The 18,971-nt window shown below is 66.7% G+C and carries 14 protein-coding genes; 12 read left to right on the forward strand and 2 right to left on the reverse strand.

The window, feature by feature from the left end; all coding sequences use genetic code 11:
* Window positions 1–65 precede the first annotated feature (65 nt).
* From rplK to rplL, 5 genes are all read left to right on the forward strand, one after another.
* A complete protein-coding gene (gene rplK / locus I6N91_RS05605; RefSeq protein ID WP_120164714.1) occupies window positions 66–497 on the forward strand; it encodes a 50S ribosomal protein L11 in 432 nt (143 codons plus the stop codon).
* 141 nt (window positions 498–638) lie between these two features.
* Entirely contained in the window at window positions 639–1,346 is a 708-nt protein-coding gene (gene rplA, locus I6N91_RS05610) for a 50S ribosomal protein L1 (RefSeq protein ID WP_198811469.1), read from the forward strand.
* A 222-nt stretch (window positions 1,347–1,568) separates the two neighbouring features.
* Window positions 1,569–2,693, forward strand: coding sequence for a GNAT family N-acetyltransferase (locus tag I6N91_RS05615; protein ID WP_198811471.1), 1,125 nt, complete (start codon window positions 1,569–1,571; stop codon window positions 2,691–2,693).
* 269 nt (window positions 2,694–2,962) lie between these two features.
* Window positions 2,963–3,547 carry a 50S ribosomal protein L10 gene (rplJ, locus tag I6N91_RS05620; protein WP_159617676.1) on the forward strand — a complete coding sequence of 195 codons (585 nt, stop codon included), beginning with the start codon at window positions 2,963–2,965 and terminating at the stop codon, window positions 3,545–3,547.
* Window positions 3,548–3,604: 57 nt separating this feature from the next.
* The gene (gene rplL, locus I6N91_RS05625; RefSeq protein ID WP_159617675.1) at window positions 3,605–3,985 is read left to right on the forward strand and encodes a 50S ribosomal protein L7/L12; all 381 of its coding nucleotides are present in this window, start codon (window positions 3,605–3,607) and stop codon (window positions 3,983–3,985) included.
* Between the two features lie 90 nt (window positions 3,986–4,075).
* Here rplL and I6N91_RS05630 read toward each other — a convergent pair whose 3' ends face one another.
* A complete protein-coding gene (locus I6N91_RS05630) occupies window positions 4,076–5,278 on the reverse strand; it encodes an acetyl-CoA C-acetyltransferase (protein WP_198811473.1) in 1,203 nt (400 codons plus the stop codon).
* 71 nt (window positions 5,279–5,349) lie between these two features.
* Window positions 5,350–5,919: an isopentenyl-diphosphate Delta-isomerase gene (gene idi, locus I6N91_RS05635; protein ID WP_198811475.1), complete on the reverse strand. Its 570-nt coding sequence runs from the start codon at window positions 5,917–5,919 to the stop codon at window positions 5,350–5,352.
* A gap of 122 nt (window positions 5,920–6,041) precedes the next feature.
* Between idi and I6N91_RS05640 the strand changes: the two genes are divergently transcribed.
* The 7 genes from I6N91_RS05640 (at window position 6,042) to rpsG (ending at window position 18,902) form a co-directional block, all read left to right on the forward strand.
* Window positions 6,042–7,109 (forward strand): polyprenyl synthetase family protein, encoded by a 1,068-nt coding sequence (locus I6N91_RS05640; protein ID WP_198811477.1) that lies wholly within the window; start codon window positions 6,042–6,044, stop codon window positions 7,107–7,109.
* Between the two features lie 2 nt (window positions 7,110–7,111).
* Entirely contained in the window at window positions 7,112–8,011 is a 900-nt protein-coding gene (locus I6N91_RS05645; protein ID WP_198811479.1) for a phytoene/squalene synthase family protein, read from the forward strand.
* Window positions 8,008–9,666, forward strand: coding sequence for a phytoene desaturase family protein (crtI, locus tag I6N91_RS05650; RefSeq protein WP_198811481.1), 1,659 nt, complete (start codon window positions 8,008–8,010; stop codon window positions 9,664–9,666). Before I6N91_RS05645 ends, crtI begins: the two co-directional genes overlap by 4 nt.
* Window positions 9,667–9,993: 327 nt before the next feature.
* On the forward strand, window positions 9,994–13,503 hold the full coding sequence (rpoB, locus tag I6N91_RS05655) for a DNA-directed RNA polymerase subunit beta (RefSeq protein WP_198811483.1): 3,510 nt from the start codon (window positions 9,994–9,996) through the stop codon (window positions 13,501–13,503).
* Window positions 13,504–13,694: 191 nt separating this feature from the next.
* Window positions 13,695–17,585 (forward strand): DNA-directed RNA polymerase subunit beta', encoded by a 3,891-nt coding sequence (locus tag I6N91_RS05660; protein ID WP_198811484.1) that lies wholly within the window; start codon window positions 13,695–13,697, stop codon window positions 17,583–17,585.
* 470 nt (window positions 17,586–18,055) lie between these two features.
* Entirely contained in the window at window positions 18,056–18,430 is a 375-nt protein-coding gene (gene rpsL / locus I6N91_RS05665; protein WP_120164735.1) for a 30S ribosomal protein S12, read from the forward strand.
* A gap of 1 nt (window position 18,431) precedes the next feature.
* Entirely contained in the window at window positions 18,432–18,902 is a 471-nt protein-coding gene (gene rpsG, locus I6N91_RS05670) for a 30S ribosomal protein S7 (RefSeq protein WP_043440595.1), read from the forward strand.
* Window positions 18,903–18,971: the final 69 nt, after the last annotated feature.

The following is an 18,971-nucleotide window of genomic DNA, read 5'->3' on the forward strand; positions in this document are numbered from 1 at the left end:
TGATGACCACCAACCCACGGGACGCTCCTGTCCCGGGGGACCTAATGCAAGAAAAGGACCCTTTCATGGCCCCGAAGAAAAAGGTCACCGGCCTCATCAAGCTGCAGATCAATGCAGGCGCCGCCAACCCGGCTCCCCCCATTGGTCCCGCGCTCGGTCAGCACGGTGTCAACATCATGGAATTCTGCAAGGCGTACAACGCCGCGACGGAGTCCCAGCGCGGAAACGTCATCCCCGTTGAAATCACCGTTTACGAAGACCGTTCGTTCACCTTCATCACCAAGACCCCTCCGGCAGCCGAGCTGATCAAGAAGGCAGCCGGCGTCCAGAAGGGCTCCGGTACGCCGCACACCGTCAAGGTTGCCAAGCTGACCCAGGCCCAGGTCGAGGAAATCGCCACCACGAAGATGGAAGACCTCAACGCCAACGATGTCCAGGCCGCGGCCAAGATCATCGCCGGCACCGCCCGCTCCATGGGCATCACGGTCGAGGGCTAACAGCTCTCCACCCGGCCGACGCGGCACCCGCCGCCGAAGCCACCACTAACCAAATTCGAAACCGTGCGCCGGGCGCGCGGTGGGAGTGTGGCAGGGCCCAGCGCGGTCCGCAGACCACAACTGCATAAGGAGAAAAAGCAGATGGCAAAGCGCAGCAAAGCATATAAGGGAGCTGCCGCCAAGATCGAGGCGGAGAAGCAGTACTCTCCGTTCGAGGCGGTAGTCCTCGCGAAGGACTCCAACCCTTCCAAGTTCGACGCGACCGTTGAGGTTGCCTTCCGCCTCGGCGTCGACCCCCGCAAGGCCGACCAGATGGTCCGCGGCACCGTCAACCTGCCCCACGGCACCGGTAAGACCGCCCGCGTCCTCGTCTTCGCGACCGGCGAGAAGGCCGAAGCGGCAATCGCCGCCGGCGCCGACTTCGTTGGCTCCGACGACATGATCGAGAAGGTTTCCGGCGGCTGGGTGGACTTCGACGCCGCCGTCGCCACCCCGGACCTGATGGGTAAGGTCGGCCGCCTCGGTAAGATCCTCGGCCCGCGTAACCTCATGCCGAACCCGAAGACCGGAACCGTTACGGCCGATGTGGCCAAGGCTGTCACCGACATCAAGGGCGGAAAGATCGACTTCCGCGTCGACAAGCACTCGAACCTCCACTTCATCATCGGCAAGGTCTCCTTCGATGTTCAGAAGCTGGCGGAGAACTACGCCGCAGCCCTCGAAGAGGTCCTGCGCCTGAAGCCTTCGGCTTCGAAGGGCCGCTACATCCAGAAGGCCACCGTCTCCACGACCTTCGGCCCCGGCATCTCCGTCGACCCGAGCGTCACGAAGGTCCTCGCCGACGCGTAAGCGTCCCGCAGAACCTGACCACCCAGCGGGGGTGGCCGCAGCCAAGGCTGCGGCCACCCCCGCTGGGTTTTCCGGCCAGTCCAGCCCAGCCCAGTCAAGCCCGCCCACCGACCGTCCCCGGCCGGTGGGCAGTTTCTTCCCCGGGCCGGTGCAGGCCGCTTCTCCCGCAGGGGAGGGGCCCGTGCGCTGAAGCGGGCCGGAGTCCGCGGCCTACAATCGAGCATGAGCACCGATTCCCTGGAGATCGGCCCGGTCCCCGTCCCGCCCGACCTCTCCTCGCCGGACGCCGCGGACTTCCTGGACGTCGTCGAACTTGGCAACCTCGTCCAGCGCGGCGTGTGGGGCAGCGACGACTTCCGCCGCGACGGCAGGCAGGAACACGCGGTCTCCCAGTCCAACCCCTATGAAGAGCGGCACATCCTGGTGGCGCGGCGGGGCGGACGCATCGTGGGCCGGGCCATCATCGACCTGCCGCTGACCGACAACCTCTCGGCCTGCTACCTCGATCTGGCAGTGCACCCCGAGGCACGCAGCGAAGGGGTCGGGGGCGCCCTCTACGCCGAGGCGGAGCGGTATGTCGGCAGCCGGGGACGGTCCACCGTCATGGGCTGGAGCGAGGTGTCGCTGACAGGCGCCGGCCGTGGGCCGGGGGCGCCCGGCCGGGGGGAGGACCTGATTCCCGCCAACGGTGCCGGAAGCTTCCCTGCGGCGGACCCCGGCGCCCGGATGGCCCTGAGCCGGCGGTTCGACCTCGCGCAAGTGGACCGCTGCAGCGTGCTCGACCTCGGCGGCGGGAGCGATGCCGCCGCGAATGCCTTCGCCGCCGCGGAGGCCGCCGCGGGCCCGGACTACGAAGTGCTCCGCTGGGAGGGGCACTGCCCCGATGACCGCCTCGACCAGTACGCCCGGCTCCGTCAGGCGATGAGCACCGATGCGCCCCTCGGGGACCTTGACCTCGACGAGGAGGACTGGGACGCGGCGCGGGTGCGCGAGGCGGAGAGCCGGTTGGAACGCGGTGGCGGCCACAGCCTCGTCGCGGCCGTACTGCACCGGCCGACCGGTGAGCTGGCAGGCCATACCGTCCTTGAGCGGTACGAGGCGGCTCCGGCCGTCGCGAACCAGGAGGACACCCTGGTGCTCCGGGCGCACCGCGGCCACCGGCTGGGCATGCTGCTGAAGGCTGCGAACCTGCTGGCCCTGCGGTCCGCCTGGCCCGGCGTGCAACGGATCTACACCTGGAATGCGGAGGAGAACTCCTTCATGCTGGCGGTCAACGTCGAGCTGGGCTTCGTTCCGGCGGGGTGGGTGGCCGGCTGGCAGAAACGGCTTGACCCCTCCCTCGGGTAGCGGATTTGGAGGCCGCCGCCGCTTCACGTACCCTTGAACTACCAAAGACCGTCGGTCGATGTGCCTCCACCCTTTTCGCTGGCAGCAATGCTGCGCGGAAAGGTAAGGAAGTAGATCTGAAAGTTCCCGTCAAGGGCGGCCAACGCAGGTGAACGAAGCTCTCCTCCGCACAGCACCAGGTGCCGTGTCCCGAGAAAGCCCCGTGCATCTGCGCGGGGCGTTTTTTATTGGGGCTGACATACCGGCTTTTATTCCCCGGAAGGAGGGTTATGGCAACGCCAACAAAGGTAGATGCAGTGGGAGAAATCACTAACGATTTCAAGGATTCCACCGCCGCTGTCCTAACCGAATACCGCGGGCTCACGGTCGCACAGCTCAAGGAACTGCGCCGTTCACTCGGTGCGGACACCAAGTTCGCTGTCGTCAAGAACACCTTGACGGGCATTGCAGCCAAGGAAGCCGGCATCGACGCGTTCGAAGGCCAGCTCGCCGGACCTACTGCAATCGCTTTCATCAAGGGTGACGCAATTGCTGCTGCTAAGAGCCTCACGGATTTCGCGAAGGCCAACCCGAAGCTCGTTATCAAGACTGGAATCTTCGAGGGCAAGGCCCTCAACGCCTCCGAGGTCGCTGCCCTGGCAGCCCTCGAGTCGCGCGAACTCCAGCTTTCCCGGGTTGCCGGTGTGCTCAAGGCACCCATGGCAGCCCTCGCCCGCACCATCGATGCCCTGCGCATCAAGCTCGACGAGGGCAATGGTGCTGCATCCGCAGACGCCGATGCTCCCGCCGCCGACGAGACCGCTGCTCCGGCAGAGGCTCCGGCCGAAGAAGCTGCGGCACCCGAAGAGAAGTAGTTCTCTTCACCCATTCATCTCGGTGCAGTGCACCACTCACGGAAGGATGCTTTAGCCATGGCGAAGCTCACCAACGAAGAGCTCATTGAAGCCTTCAAGGAACTGTCGATCATCGAACTCTCCGACTTCGTAAAGCTGTTTGAGGAGACCTTCGAGGTCACCGCAGCCGCTGTTGCAGTCGCAGGCCCCGCCGGCGGCGGCGCAGGCGAAGCAGCCGAGGAAGAGAAGGACTCCTTCGACGTTGTCCTCGAAGCTGCCGGCGACAAGAAGATTGCCGTCATCAAGGAGGTCCGCGCGCTGACCTCACTGGGTCTGAAGGAAGCCAAGGACGTTGTCGACAGCGCTCCGAAGGCTGTTCTCGAAGGCGCCACGAAGGAAGCTGCGGAGAAGGCAAAGGAAGCTCTCGAAGCTGCCGGCGCCACCGTCTCCCTCAAGTAGCAGATCCGGCAGCTGGGGTCTGCCCCGCTGCCAGACAGGAAAGGCCCCGACCTCAGGTCGGGGCCTTCTCCGTTTAAGCCGTGCCGGGTGCTATTCGCGCCAGAGCAGGAGGGCCTCGCCCTGCCCGCCGCCGCCGCACAGGGACACAGCCGCCTTGCCTGAGCCCCGGCGGTGCAGTTCGAAGGCCGCGTGCAGCGCGAGCCGTGCCCCAGAGGCGCCGATGGGGTGCCCGAGTGCGATAGCCCCGCCGTGGAGGTTGCACTTCTCGGCCGGGTAGTCGAGGTCCTTGAGGGACTGCACGGCCACCGCGCCGAAGGCCTCGTTGATCTCGATGAAGTCCAGCTCCGAGGCCGTCCAGCCGGCCCGCTTGAGCGCGTGGGTGATGGCGTTGGAGGGCTGGGAATGCAGCGAATTGTCCGGGCCGGCGACCTGCCCGGGCTGCCCGGTGACGGCGAGGATCCTCAGGCCGAGCCGTTCGGCGGTGGCGCGGGAGGTCAGCACCAGCGCGGAGGCGCCGTCGGACAGCGGCGAGGAGTTGCCCGCCGTGATGGTGCCCTCCTTGTCGAACGCCGGACGGAGCCCGCCCAGGGTGTCAACCGTCGTGGCCGGGCGGACTCCCTCGTCGGTGGTGAGGACGACGTCGTCGCCCCGGCGCTGCGGCACGGTGACCGGCACGATTTCCTCGGCGAAGATGCCCGACTCAATGGCCGCCGCAGCCCGCTGGTGGGACGCCGCGGCCACCTCGTCCTGGGCGGTCCGGTCGATGCCGAGCTTTCGATTTCCCCGCTCGGTGGAGGCGCCCATCGACTCGTTGTCGAAGGCGTCGGTCAGCCCGTCGTGGGCGACCGAGTCGAGGGCGGCGATATTGCCGTAGGTCCAGCCCTGGCGGGACCCCGGCAGCAGGTGCGGTCCGCGGGACATCGATTCCTGGCCGCCGGCGACGACCACGGAGGCCTCGCCGCTGCGGATCAGGCGGGCGGCGTCGATCACCGCAGTGAGACCCGAGAGGCACACCTTGTTCACGGTCACGGCCGGAACGTCCCAGCCGATGCCCGCGCGCAGGGACGCCTGGCGTGCCGGGTTCTGGCCGCAGCCGGCCTGCACGACGTGGCCCATGATCACTGTGTCGACGGACTCGGGTGGCACGCCGGCGTTGGCCAGGGCGCCCGCGACGGCGAAGCCGCCGAGCTCAACGGCGCTGAAGGCCGACAGCTGGCCGTTCAACTTGCCGGACGGGGTACGTGCTCCGCCGACGATGACTACGTCGTCGGGCGCGTTGGTTGGAAAGGCCATGGCGGGGAGTGCTCGCTTTCGTCATTGAAATCCTGAAGTACTCCCCTTAAGGCTACCGCTCCCCGCCCATTTCAGCTAACGGTTATTAACTGGTTCCCGGAGGGGTAGAGCAGCGGCAGCTGGAGCGTGAGCCAGGGGCTGAAGGCCCACGGCGTCGCCTCCACGGCGTTGACCAGACGGCCAGGCTCAACCCACTGAATGTCCATGACCTCCTCCGGCGACGGAGCGATCGGACCATCGATCACCGCGGTGAAGACCGGGCAGATTTCGTTTTCGACGATGCCCGAGGCATCGACGGCACGGTAGCGGAAATCGGGAAGCGCAGGCGTGATCGAACGGACCGTCATGCCGAGCTCCTGACGCGCGCGGCGCACCACCGCCTCCTTCGGCGTCTCGCCGGGCCCCGGGTGTCCGCAGAAGGAGTTGGTCCACACGCCGGGCCAGGCCTTCTTGGTCAGCGCACGGCGCGTCACGAGGATCTGCCCGGCGTCGTTGAAGACATGGGTGGAGAAGGCGAAGTGAAGTGGGGTGTCCTCGGTGTGGACACTCGCCTTGTCTTGGGTGCCGATGGGCGTGCCGTCCTCGGCCAGCAGCACCACCAGTTCGGGGTCGGCGGGGTGCTCTTCAAGATGTCGCGCCATTGTCCTCATCCCGATCGTCTCCCGCAAGGATTTCGGGAGGTTTTCCCACGGCGGGATGCTGCCCGGCCGTGCGGTGGTCCGCCTGGTTAGTTGAAGGCGGCTTGTCCGTGTTTACTTTACCTATGAACATCGACGATCTGTTGGTCGAGCCGGACGGGCTCGAGCAGGTCGAGGACGTGCTCCGGTGTTTCTTTGAGAGGTCCAGGCAGCGGGCCGCAGCGGTAGGCCCCGGGTACCTGGGGCTGTGGGAAACGCTTGAAGCGTGCACCGCCGGCGGCAAGCGCTTCCGTCCCCGCCTGGTGCTCTCCGCGTACTCCCTGCTGGGCGGGACGGACCTGGCCAGCGCCGCCCTGGTCGGTGCGTCCTTCGAACTGCTGCATACGGCGTTCATCATCCACGACGACGTGATCGACCGCGACTTCGTGCGCCGGGGCGTCCCCAACGTGTCGGGCCGCTATCGCGCGGTTGCGCGCGACGCCGGCATGGCACCCGCCGCCGCCGACCACATCGGGTTCTCCGCCGGGGTTATTGCCGGGGACCTCGCGCTCTCCAACGCCTACCGGCTCCTCGACCGGGTGCACACGGCCCCGGCGACCCACCGCCGGCTCAACGAGATCCTCGACGAGGCGGTGTTCGCCTCGGCGGCTGGGGAATACCTCGACATCGAGGCGATGCTGGCCCCGCGGATGCCACCGCTTGAGGACATCCTGAACATGGCCCGGCTGAAGACCTCCGTCTACTCCTTCGAAGGGCCCCTGCAGGCCGGGGCAGTGCTCGCCGGTGCTGAGGACCCCCTGGTGGACTGCCTGGGCGAGTTCGGCCGCGACGCCGGCATCGCCTTCCAGATCGCCGACGACCTGCTGGGCGTCTTCGGCAGTGAATCCCGCACGGGCAAGACGAACTGGGGGGACCTGCGCGAAGGCAAGCGGACGGCCCTGATGTCCTTCGTCGCGGACCGCCCGGAATGGGAGGAGATCTCCTCCCTTGTCGGGTCACCGGCGATGTCCGCCGCCGAAGCCGACTACGTCCGCCGGGTCCTCGAAGACTCGGGGGCGCGCGAGTACTCGGCGGGGCTCGCGGTGGACTATGCCTCCCGCGCCCGGCGCCACCTCGACTCCGACCTCGTGCCGCGCGGGCTGCGCGACGTACTTCAACCGGTGGCCTCCGCGGCCGTGGACAGGACACGGTGACCATGGCGAACACGACAGCGCTCGAGCGGTACAACGCCGCGGCCCTGAAGACCTCGGCCGAGGTGATCCGCTGCTACTCGACGTCCTTCGGCCTGGCCTGCCGGCTCCTCGACGGCCCCACCCGGGCGCGGATCGAAGCCGTCTACGCCCTGGTCCGGGTCGCCGACGAGGTCGTCGACGGGCCGGCCGCCGCCGCCGGGCTCGACGCCGGACAGGTCGAAGCGACGCTGGACGCGCTGGAGCGGGAGACCGAAACCGCCCTCGCCACCGGGTACAGCGCCAACCTCGTGGTCCACGCCTTTGCCGTTACCGCCCGGGCCACCGGCATCGGCATGGACCTCACCCGCCCCTTCTTCGCGTCGATGCGCGCCGACATCACCCAGCGCGAACACACGCCCGAGTCGTTCTCCCGGTACGTCTACGGCTCCGCGGAGGTGGTCGGGCTGATGTGCGTCAAGGCGTTCCTGGCCGGGCGCCCCACCGATGCGGCGCAGGAGGAGATCCTCGCGGACGGGGCGCGGCACCTCGGGGCAGCCTTCCAGAAGATCAACTTCCTCCGCGACCTCGCCGAGGACTTCTCCACGCTGGGCCGCAGCTACTTTCCCGGCATCCGGCCGGGATCCTTCACCGAGCAGGACAAGCACCGCCTGCTCGACGACATCGACGAGGACCTCAGGATCTCCCTGGCGAGCCTGCCCGGACTTCCCCCTGCACCGCGCCGGGCCGTGGCCCTGGCCCAGGCCCTCTTCACCGAGCTGGCCTTGAGGCTGCGGCGCACCCCGGCCGAGGAACTGCTCAGGGCCCGCATCCGGGTGCCCAACGCGGTCAAGCTGCGCATCCTGGCGCGGACCCTGGCCGGAAGCTCGGCTCCGGAAACCCAGCTGAAGGAGAGGACACCATGAGCGTCCAGGGAAACACCGGAACGCCCCGCGTCGGCGGCCGGCGGGTCGCCGTCATCGGCGGCGGAATCGGCGGGCTCGCCACCGCGGCGCTGCTGGCCGCCGAGGGGCACACCGTGACCCTGCTCGAAAAGCAGGACCAGGTGGGCGGCCGCGCCGGATCCTGGGAGGCCAGCGGGTTCCGCTTCGACACCGGACCGTCCTGGTACCTCATGCCCGAGGTGATCGACCACTTCTTCAGGCTGATGGGCACCTCCGCCGCCGAGCAGCTCGAGCTGATCCGGCTCGACCCCGGCTACCGGGTGATTTTCGAGGAAAACCGCGACGCCGTGGATGTCCCGGCCGACCGCCCGGCCGTGGTGAAGCTCTTCGAATCCCTCGAGCCCGGCGCGGGGGAGGCGCTGGAGAAGTACCTCGACTCGGCCGAAGACACCTACACGATCGCTAAGCGGCGCTTCCTGTACTCCACCTTCGAATCCTTCCTGCCGCTGCTTCGACCCGACGTCCTGGTCCGCCTGCCCAAGCTCGTCCGGCTGCTGCTGCAGCCCCTCTCCGGATTCGTGGCCAGCCGGTTTGCCGATCCGCGGCTGCGCCAGATCCTCGGCTACCCGGCGGTCTTCCTCGGCAGCTCACCGTTCGACGCCCCCAGCATGTACCACCTGATGAGCCACCTGGACCTCGACGACGGCGTGCTCTACCCGATGGGCGGGTTCACCTCCCTGATCGCGGCGATGACGAGGGTTGCCGAGGGGGCCGGCGTGGAGATCCGCACCGGCGCCGACGTGGTCTCCATCGACACCGTCCCCATCGACACCGCCCCCCTCGATACGGCAGCCGCGCACGCTGGTTCCTCCCGCCGCCGGGGCCCCCGCCGTCCCGGCGCCCAGGTCACCGGGGTCAGCTACCGGTCCGGCGGAGCCGTGCACCGGGTGGAGGCCGACGTCGTGGTCTCCGCCGCCGACCTCCACCACACCGAGACGGTCCTGCTGCCCGATCACCGGCAGACCTACCCCGAGAAGTACTGGTCCCGGCGGGTTCCGGGTCCCAGCGCGCTGCTGCTCTACCTCGGCGTGAAGGGCTCCCTGCCGCAGCTCGAGCACCACACGCTGCTGTTCACCGCCGACTGGAAGGACAACTTCGGGCGGATCTTCGGCGCCGAGACCTCCATCCCGTCCCCGGCCTCGCTCTACGTCTGCCGCCCCAGCGCCACCGACCCCTCGGTGTCCCCGGCCGGGGACGAGAACGTCTTCGTCCTGGTGCCCATCCCCGCGGACGTCGGCATCGGCGGCGGGGGCGTGGACCGCGGCGGGGACGCGCGGGTCGAGGAGCTCGCCGACGCCGTGATCGCGCAGATCGCCGAGTGGGCGCACATCCCGGACCTCGCCGAACGGATCGTGCTCCGGCGCACCTACGGTCCGCGCGACTTCGCCTCCGACCTCAACGCCTGGCGGGGGACCTCCCTCGGCCCGGCCCACACCCTGCGGCAGAGCGCCTTCCTGCGCGGATCGAACCGCAGCCGGAAGGTGGAGGGGCTCTACTACGCGGGAAGCTCCACCGTGCCGGGCATCGGCATCCCGATGTGCCTGATCAGCGCCGAGCTCGTGGTGAAGCGGCTGCGCTCCGACACCTCGACCGGGCCGCTGCCGGAGCCGGCCTGACGGCGGGCGGACACCCCGCGGACGGGTTCCAGAAGGGGAGTGCATACCCGCCGCAGATCAGGGAGGCGACACTTGAGGGGCGTGGCGAGGTTGACGCGGCATTGGACATTGCGCTAGGAGTCCCGTAGTGTGGGGATTTGCGTCTTCCCTCTAAACCTCAGCCTTCATATAGCGGTGGGCTTTGTTCTGCTCTCGTCATTTAACGGGCCACTTGGTTCAGATGACGCGTGGAGACATCAGGTTAGCACTCGATCCCCGCACCAATCTGCGGCGGTGGTGCTGAGGGCGGATCGCTGACAAGCCTGAAGGTCTGTGGAAGGATCCCTCTTGGTCGCCTCGAGCACCTCTAATAATGCAACCGCTAACAGCCAGGTCGACGCCGACGGCGCCGCACCCCGGCTCTCATTCGCAAAGATTCACGAACCCCTCGATGTTCCGAATCTCCTCGCCCTTCAGACCGACAGCTTTGACTGGCTGGTCGGCAACGAGCGCTGGAAGGCGCGCGTTGAGGAAGCTCTGGAGAAGGGACTTCAGGGCGTAGCCACGACCTCGGGTCTGGCCGACATCTTTGAAGAGATCTCACCGATCGAGGACTTCCAGGGCACCATGTCCCTGAGCTTCTCCGAGCCGGAGTTCGCCGACCCGAAGTACACCATGGCCGAGTGCAAGGACCGTGACGCAACGTACTCGGCTCCGCTGTACGTCAAGGCCGAGTTCATGAACAACAACACGGGCGAGATCAAGCAGCAGACCGTGTTCATGGGCGACTTCCCGCTGATGACGGACAAGGGCACCTTCGTGATCAACGGCACCGAGCGTGTCGTCGTTTCGCAGCTGGTCCGTTCGCCCGGCGCCTACTTCGAGCGCACCGCCGACAAGACCAGCGACAAGGACATCTTCAGTGCGAAGATCATCCCGTCCCGCGGCGCCTGGTTCGAGCTCGAGATCGACAAGCGCGACCAGGTCGGCGTCCGCCTCGACCGCAAGCGCAAGCAGTCCGTCACCGTGCTGCTCAAGGCCCTCGGCTGGACCGAAGGCCAGATCCTCGAGACCTTCGGCGAGTACGACTCCATCCGCGCCACCATGGAGAAGGACGCCACGGAAACCCGTGAGGACGCCCTGCTCGACATCTACCGCAAGCTGCGCCCGGGAGAGCCGCCGACGGTTGAGGCTGCCCAGACCCTGCTGGACAACCTGTACTTCAACCCCAAGCGCTACGACCTGGCCAAGGTCGGCCGGTACAAGATCAACCGCAAGCTCGGCATCGACAAGGACCTCACCGACTCCGATGCGTCGGTGCTGAACATCGACGACATCGTCGCGATGATCAAGTTCCTCGTTGCCCTGCACGCCGGTGAGAAGACCATCGGCGGCAAGCGCGACGGCGAAGACGTCGAGCTGCGCGTCGAGGTCGATGACATCGACCACTTCGGCAACCGCCGCATCCGCGCCGTCGGCGAGCTCATCGAGAACCAGGTCCGCACCGGCCTGTCCCGCATGGAGCGCGTCGTCCGCGAACGCATGACCACCCAGGACGTCGAGGCGATCACGCCGCAGACCCTGATCAACATCCGTCCGGTCGTCGCTGCGATCAAGGAGTTCTTCGGAACCTCCCAGCTCTCGCAGTTCATGGACCAGAACAACCCGCTCGCCGGACTGACGCACAAGCGCCGCCTGTCCGCGCTGGGCCCGGGTGGTCTGTCCCGCGACCGCGCCGGCATGGAGGTCCGTGACGTCCACCCGTCGCACTACGGCCGTATGTGCCCCATCGAAACCCCTGAAGGCCCGAACATCGGCCTCATCGGTTCGCTGGCCTCCTACGGACGCATCAATGCGTTCGGGTTCATCGAGACCCCGTACCGCAAGGCCGTCGACGGTATCGTCACCGAGCAGATCGACTACCTGACCGCCGATGACGAGGTGGAGCGCCTGATCGCACAGGCCAACGCCCCGCTCGACGCCGAGGGCAAGTTCGTCGAGGACATGGTCCTGGTGCGTACCCGCGGTGGCTCCGGCGAGCCCGTGCTCGTCGCCGCCGACGAGGTCGAGTACATGGACGTTTCCCCGCGCCAGATGGTGTCGGTGGCAACGGCCCTGATTCCGTTCCTCGAGCACGACGATGCCAACCGCGCCCTCATGGGTGCGAACATGCAGCGCCAGGCCGTTCCCCTGCTGCGCTCCGAGCGTCCGCTCGTGGGCACCGGCATGGAGAAGTACGCCGCCGTCGACGCCGGTGACGCTGTCACCGCCGCCAAGGCCGGCGTCGTGCGCGAAGTCTCCGCCGACCTCGTCACCGTGCTCAACGACGACGGCACCGAGACCAGCTACCCGATCATGAAGTTCGCCCGCTCCAACCAGGGCAACGCGTACAACCAGCGTGTGCTGGTGGGCGAGGGCGACCGCGTCGAGTACAACTCGATCATCGCCGACGGTCCCTCCACCGACCAGGGTGAACTGGCCCTGGGCAAGAACATGCTCGTTGCGTTCATGTCCTGGGAAGGCCACAACTTCGAGGACGCGATCATCCTCTCGCAGCGCATCGTCTCCGACGACGTGCTGACCTCGATCCACATCGAGGAGCACGAGGTCGACGCCCGCGACACCAAGCTCGGTGCCGAGGAAATCACCCGCGACATCCCGAACGTCTCCGAAGAGGTCCTTGGCGCCCTCGACGAGCGCGGCATCATCCACATCGGTGCCGAGGTTGAGGCGGGCGACATCCTCGTCGGCCGTGTCACCCCCAAGGGTGAAACGGAGCTCACCCCGGAGGAGCGCCTGCTGCGCGCCATCTTCGGTGAGAAGAGCCGCGAGGTCCGCGACACCTCCCTGAAGGTTCCCCACGGTGAGTCGGGAACCGTCATCGGCGTGCGCATCTTCGACCGCGACAACGACGACGAGCTGCCCCCGGGCGTCAACCAGCTCGTCCGCGTCTACGTTGCGCAGAAGCGCAAGATCACGGACGGCGACAAGCTGGCCGGCCGCCACGGCAACAAGGGCGTCATCTCCAAGATCCTGCCGATCGAGGACATGCCGTTCCTCGAGGACGGCACCCCCGTCGACATCGTCCTGAACCCGCTGGGTGTTCCGGGCCGCATGAACGTCGGACAGGTCCTGGAGATTCACCTGGGCTGGGCCGCCAAGCAGGGCTGGAAAATCGAAGGGGAGCCCGACTGGGTCAAGAACCTTCCGAACCTGCCCCGCGAGGTCGCCTCGACCACCGTCGCGACCCCTGTGTTCGACGGCGCCACCGAGGACGAGATCGTCGGTCTGCTCAACTCGACCAACGTGACCCGCGACGGCCAGCGCCTGATCGGCGAGTCCGGCAAGGCGCGTCTATTCGACGGGCGCTCCGGCGAGCCGTTCCCGGACCCGATCTCCGTCGGCTACATGTACATCCTGAAGCTGCACCACCTTGTCGACGACAAGATCCATGCACGCTCCACCGGACCGTACTCCATGATCACGCAGCAGCCGCTGGGTGGTAAGGCGCAGTTCGGCGGACAGCGCTTCGGTGAGATGGAAGTCTGGGCCCTCGAGGCCTACGGCGCCGCCTACACGCTCCAGGAGCTCCTGACGATCAAGTCGGATGACATCCACGGACGCGTCAAGGTCTACGAGGCGATCGTCAAGGGCGAGAACATCCCCGAGCCGGGCGTTCCCGAGTCCTTCAAGGTGCTGATCAAGGAAATGCAGTCGCTGTGCCTGAACGTGGAAGTCCTTTCCACCGACGGAACGACGATTGAGATGCGTGACTCGGATGAAGAAGTCTTCCGGGCCGCGGAAGAGCTGGGCATCGACCTGTCACGGGCCGAGCCGAGCTCTGTCGAGGAAGTCTAAGGCGACATCCGGATCCTGTCTGGTCCGGCGCCTGGAGGAAGGCGGCTTTAATATTTCGGAGGCCGTCAGCGGCCGAGGAAATTTCGTTGCCGCCGTTCCAGGCGCCGGGCCGGACACCCGGGCGCCAGCACTTCCCACCGCACCCCACAAGACTTCAAGAATTTAGAGAACAAAGAGAGAACAGGGACCATATGTCCAGCGAATCCTCCTTCGGCCTCATGCGAATCGGCCTTGCCACCGCGGACGAAATCCGCGGCTGGTCTTACGGCGAGGTCAAGAAGCCGGAAACCATCAACTACCGCACGCTCAAGCCCGAGAAGGACGGCCTCTTCTGCGAGAAGATCTTCGGCCCTTCCCGCGACTGGGAGTGCTACTGCGGCAAGTACAAGCGCGTGCGCTTCAAGGGCATCATCTGTGAGCGCTGTGGCGTCGAGGTCACCCGTGCCAAGGTGCGCCGCGAGCGCATGGGCCACATCGAGCTCGCCGCTCCCGTCACGCACATCTGGTACTTCAAGGGTGTTCCCTCACGCCTTGGCTACCTGCTTGACCTTGCACCGAAGGACCTTGAGAAGGTCATCTACTTCGCTGCCTACATGATCACCTCGGTCGACGAAGAGAACCGTCACGCCGAACTGCCGAACCTCCAGGCCGAGCACGACCTTGAGAAGAAGCAGATGATCGACCAGCGCGACTCCGACATCGCTGCGATCGCCAAGGACCTTGAGGACGAGCTTGCCCGCCTCGAGGGCGAGGGCGCCAAGGCCGCCGACAAGAAGAAGGCCCGCGACTCCGCGGACCGTCAGATGGCCAACGTGCGCAAGCGCGCCGACGCCGACATCGAGCGCCTGGTCCAGGTGTGGGAGCGCTTCAAGACCCTCAAGGTCGCCGACCTTGAAGGCGATGAGGGCCTCTACCGCGAGCTGCGCGACCGTTACGGCCTGTACTTCGAGGGCTCCATGGGCGCCGAGGCGATCAAGAAGCGTCTTGAGAACTTCGACATGCCCGGCGAGGCCGAGATGCTCCGCGACATCATCCAGAACGGCAAGGGCCAGCGCAAGACGCGTGCCCTGAAGCGCCTGAAGGTTGTCAACGCGTTCCTCACCACCACCAACAGCCCTCTGGGCATGGTGCTGGACGCCGTCCCGGTGATCCCGCCGGAACTGCGCCCGATGGTCCAGCTCGACGGTGGCCGTTTCGCGACGTCCGACCTCAACGATCTGTACCGCCGCGTCATCAACCGGAACAACCGCCTGAAGCGCCTGCTTGACCTCGGTGCCCCCGAGATCATCGTGAACAACGAAAAGCGCATGCTGCAGGAAGCCGTTGACTCCCTGTTCGACAACGGCCGCCGCGGCCGTCCCGTCACCGGGCCGGGCAACCGTCCGCTGAAGTCGCTCTCCGACATGCTCAAGGGCAAGCAGGGACGCTTCCGCCAGAACCTCCTGGGCAAGCGCGTCGACTACTCGGGCCGTTCCGTGATCGTCGTCGGCCCGCAGCTGAAGCTGCACCAGTGCGGCCTGCCCAAGCAGATGGCGCTGGAGCTCTTCAAGCCGTTCGTGATGAAGCGCCTGGTAGACCTCAACCACGCGCAGAACATCAAGAGCGCCAAGCGGATGGTCGAGCGCTACCGCCCGCAGGTCTGGGACGTTCTCGAAGAGATCATCACCGAACACCCCGTGCTGCTGAACCGTGCACCTACCCTGCACCGCCTCGGCATCCAGGCGTTCGAGCCCCAGCTGGTTGAAGGCAAGGCCCTTCAGCTCCACCCGCTGGTCTGCGCCGCCTTCAACGCGGACTTCGACGGCGACCAGATGGCAGTGCACCTTCCGCTGAGCCCCGAGGCCCAGGCCGAGGCGCGCATCCTGATGCTCTCCTCGAACAACATCCTCAAGCCCTCCGATGGCCGCCCCGTGACCCTCCCGTCACAGGACATGATCATCGGTCTGCACCACCTCACCACCAAGCGTGAGGGCAGTGCGGGCGAAGGCCGCGTGTTCACCAGCCCCGCCGAGGCCATCATGGCGCACGACGCCGGCGAGCTGCACCTGAACTCCGTGGTGCGCATCCGCGTTCCCAACTTCGTCCCCAGCGCGGACACCCCCGCGCCTGAGGGCTGGGAGCCGGGCACCCCGGCGCTGATCGAGACCTCCCTCGGGCAGGTCCTGTTCAACGACACCCTTCCCGAGGACTACCCCTGGGTCGAGAAGGTCGCCGACAAGGGACAGCTCTCCACGATCGTCAACGATCTCGCGGAGCGCTACCCCAAGGTCGTCACCGCCGCGACGCTGGACAACCTGAAGGACGCCGGCTTCTACTGGGCCACGCGCTCCGGTGTTACCGTCGCCATCTCCGACATCTCCGCGCCTATCAACAAGGCCGGAATCATGGAGGGCTACGAGACGCAGGCCGCCAAGGTCCAGTCGCAGTTCGACAAGGGCCTGATCGCCGACGAGGAGCGCCGCCAGGAGCTCATCGACATCTGGAACAAGGCAACCAACGAGGTGGCCGCCTCCATGCGCGAGGCAATGCCGAAGGACAACACCATCAACCGCATGGTGTCCTCCGGTGCCCGTGGTAACTGGCTGCAGGTCCGGCAGATCGCCGGTATCCGTGGCCTGGTGGCGAACCCCAAGGGTGAGATCATCCCGCGTCCGATCAAGTCCTCCTACCGTGAGGGCCTGTCGGTGCTGGAGTACTTCATCGCGACCCACGGTGCCCGTAAGGGCCTCGCGGACACCGCGCTGCGTACGGCGAACTCGGGTTACCTGACCCGCCGTCTCGTGGACGTGTCCCAGGACGTCATCGTCCGCGAGGACGACTGCGGCACCGAGCGCGGCCTGAAGGTCACCATTGCGGTGCCTGACGCCAACGGCGAACTGGTCCTTCACGAAGAGGTCGAGAACTCGGCGTACGCCCGTACGCTCGCCACCGACGTCGTCGACTCCAAGGGCGAGGTGCTGGCGGCTGCCGGCTCCGACGTCGGAGACGTCCTGATCGGCGAGCTGTTCGCCGCAGGTGTCACCGAGATCAAGGTCCGCTCCGTGCTGACCTGTGAGTCGAGCGTCGGAACCTGCGCCCTCTGCTACGGCCGTTCGCTTGCGACCGGCAAGACCGTGGACATCGGAGAGGCCGTCGGCATCATCGCCGCACAGTCCATCGGTGAGCCCGGCACGCAGCTGACCATGCGTACCTTCCACACCGGCGGTGTTGCCTCGGCCGAGGACATCACCCAGGGTCTGCCCCGTATCCAGGAGCTCTTCGAGGCGCGTACCCCCAAGGGTGTCGCCCCGATCTCCGAGGTCGCAGGGCGCGTCACCATCGAGGATGCCGAAAAGCAGCTTCGCCTGGTGGTCACCCCTGACGACGGCTCGGAGGAGATCGCGTACCCGGTCCTGCGCCGTGCACGCCTGCTGGTCGCCGACGGCGAGCACGTCGAGGTCGGGCAGCAGCTCGTCTTCGGCGCGGTCGACCCCAAGCAGATCCTGCGTATCCTTGGCCCCCGCAAGGCCCAGGAGTTCCTGGTGGACGAGGTCCAGCGCGTGTACCGCAGCCAGGGTGTTGGCATCCACGACAAGCACGTGGAAGTCATCGTCCGGCAGATGCTGCGCCGCGTGACCGTCATCGAGTCCGGTGAATCGGATCTCCTCCCCGGAGAGCTGGCCGAGCGCCGCCGCTTCGAGGACGAGAACCGCCGCGTGGTGTCCGAGGGCAAGAAGCCGGCCTCAGGCCGTCCCGAGCTCATGGGCATCACCAAGGCCTCACTCGCCACCGAGTCGTGGCTGTCGGCCGCTTCCTTCCAGGAGACCACGCGTGTTCTCACGCAGGCCGCCATGGAAGGCAAGAGCGATCCGCTGCTCGGCCTGAAGGAGAACGTGATCATCGGTAAGCTCATCCCGGCCGGAACCGGCCTAGACCGCTACACGAAGATCACGGTCGAGCCCACCGAGGAAGCCAAGGCCAACCTCTTCACCGGCCCGAGCGCGTTCAGCGACTTCGACTACGCCGGCGTCGAGGGCGGAATGAACCCCGAGTTCCACGCCATCCCCCTGGATGACTACGACCTCGGCAACGACTTCCGCTAGGAAGCCCGCGCTGCGCGAGCAGCGGTAGAACACGGCGAAAGGCCCCGGACCCGAGACGGTCCGGGGCCTTTCCCGTTCCCGGGTCTCCGGGCGCCCGGCCGGCCCCAGCCACCGTCGTCGTCCCGGCTTCATACGCCGTCCTTATCGGGGCATTCTACCGCTCAGATCCGCGTGTTTCCGGGGCGGGGCGCCGGGAGCGGCGCGGCCGCGGCCCAATCTCTGATAGACTTGACCTCAATTGTTTGTGTGGCAGTGGATTGGCGTTGCGAAACGTATCTCCGTGTTGTAGGGATCTTGTACAACGAATGCCACATTTTTGCACGCCTACGGTCGTTTTGCGGCAGCTTGTCAGGCGGCGCCAAACGACTGAGAACCCCCGCTCACGGGTGGTCCGCTGCCCATGTGGTTCCGGATGACCGCAGGGTCGGGCTAACAGAGAACTCATCCGAGACATTACGGAGAACACGAAAGTGCCTACGATTAACCAGCTGGTCCGCAAGGGCCGGTCACCGAAGGTCGCCAAGACCAAGGCGCCCGCACTGAAGGGCAGCCCGATGAAGCGCGGCGTCTGCACCCGCGTCTACACGACCACCCCGAAGAAGCCGAACTCCGCGCTCCGCAAGGTTGCCCGCGTGCGTCTCAACGGCGGCATCGAAGTCACCGCCTACATCCCCGGTGTTGGGCACAACCTTCAGGAACACTCCATCGTGCTGGTGCGCGGCGGACGTGTGAAGGACCTTCCGGGTGTCCGTTACAAGATTGTCCGTGGGGCGCTGGATACCCAGGGCGTCAAGAACCGTAAGCAGGCCCGCAGCCGCTACGGCGCAAAGATGGAGAAGAAGTAATATGCCTCGTAAGGGCCCGGCCCCGAAGCGGCCGCTCGTTGTAGATCCCGTCTACGGTTCCCCCCTGGTCACTCAGCTGATCAACAAGGTTCTCGTCGACGGCAAGAAGTCCACCGCCGAGCGCATCGTCTACGGTGCACTCGAAGGCGCACGCGCCAAGTCCGGCGGCGACCCCGTCGCAGCACTGAAGAAGGCAATGGACAACGTCAAGCCGACCCTCGAGGTCCGCTCACGCCGTGTCGGTGGCGCCACCTACCAGGTTCCCGTCGAGGTCAAGCCGGGGCGTTCGACCGCCCTCGCCCTCCGCTGGCTGGTCGGGTACTCCAAGGCCCGCCGCGAGAAGACGATGACCGAGCGTCTGCAGAACGAAATCCTCGACGCCTCCAACGGCCTCGGTGCTGCAGTCAAGCGCCGCGAAGACACGCACAAGATGGCCGAGTCCAACAAGGCCTTCGCACACTACCGCTGGTAAAACGAGCTCCCGGCGGGGCCTGCCGATCGGCAGTTCCCGCCCGGGGGTCCAGCAGAACTCCATCTTCGT

Source organism: Arthrobacter sp. MSA 4-2 (genome assembly GCF_016405885.1).
GTDB lineage: Bacteria > Actinomycetota > Actinomycetes > Actinomycetales > Micrococcaceae > Arthrobacter_D.

Bases quoted from the DNA above. Each gene is read 5' to 3' on its own strand.
- rplK (WP_120164714.1), top strand. From the start codon at position 66: ATGGCCCCGAAGAAAAAGGTCACCGGCCTCATCAAGCTGCAGATCAAT.
- rplA (WP_198811469.1), top strand. From the start codon at position 639: ATGGCAAAGCGCAGCAAAGCATATAAGGGAGCTGCCGCCAAGATCGAG.
- I6N91_RS05615 (WP_198811471.1), top strand. From the start codon at position 1,569: ATGAGCACCGATTCCCTGGAGATCGGCCCGGTCCCCGTCCCGCCCGAC.
- rplJ (WP_159617676.1), top strand. From the start codon at position 2,963: ATGGCAACGCCAACAAAGGTAGATGCAGTGGGAGAAATCACTAACGAT.
- rplL (WP_159617675.1), top strand. From the start codon at position 3,605: ATGGCGAAGCTCACCAACGAAGAGCTCATTGAAGCCTTCAAGGAACTG.
- I6N91_RS05630 (WP_198811473.1), bottom strand. From the start codon at position 5,278: ATGGCCTTTCCAACCAACGCGCCCGACGACGTAGTCATCGTCGGCGGA.
- idi (WP_198811475.1), bottom strand. From the start codon at position 5,919: ATGGCGCGACATCTTGAAGAGCACCCCGCCGACCCCGAACTGGTGGTG.
- I6N91_RS05640 (WP_198811477.1), top strand. From the start codon at position 6,042: ATGAACATCGACGATCTGTTGGTCGAGCCGGACGGGCTCGAGCAGGTC.
- I6N91_RS05645 (WP_198811479.1), top strand. From the start codon at position 7,112: ATGGCGAACACGACAGCGCTCGAGCGGTACAACGCCGCGGCCCTGAAG.
- crtI (WP_198811481.1), top strand. From the start codon at position 8,008: ATGAGCGTCCAGGGAAACACCGGAACGCCCCGCGTCGGCGGCCGGCGG.
- I6N91_RS05660 (WP_198811484.1), top strand. From the start codon at position 13,695: ATGTCCAGCGAATCCTCCTTCGGCCTCATGCGAATCGGCCTTGCCACC.
- rpsG (WP_043440595.1), top strand. From the start codon at position 18,432: ATGCCTCGTAAGGGCCCGGCCCCGAAGCGGCCGCTCGTTGTAGATCCC.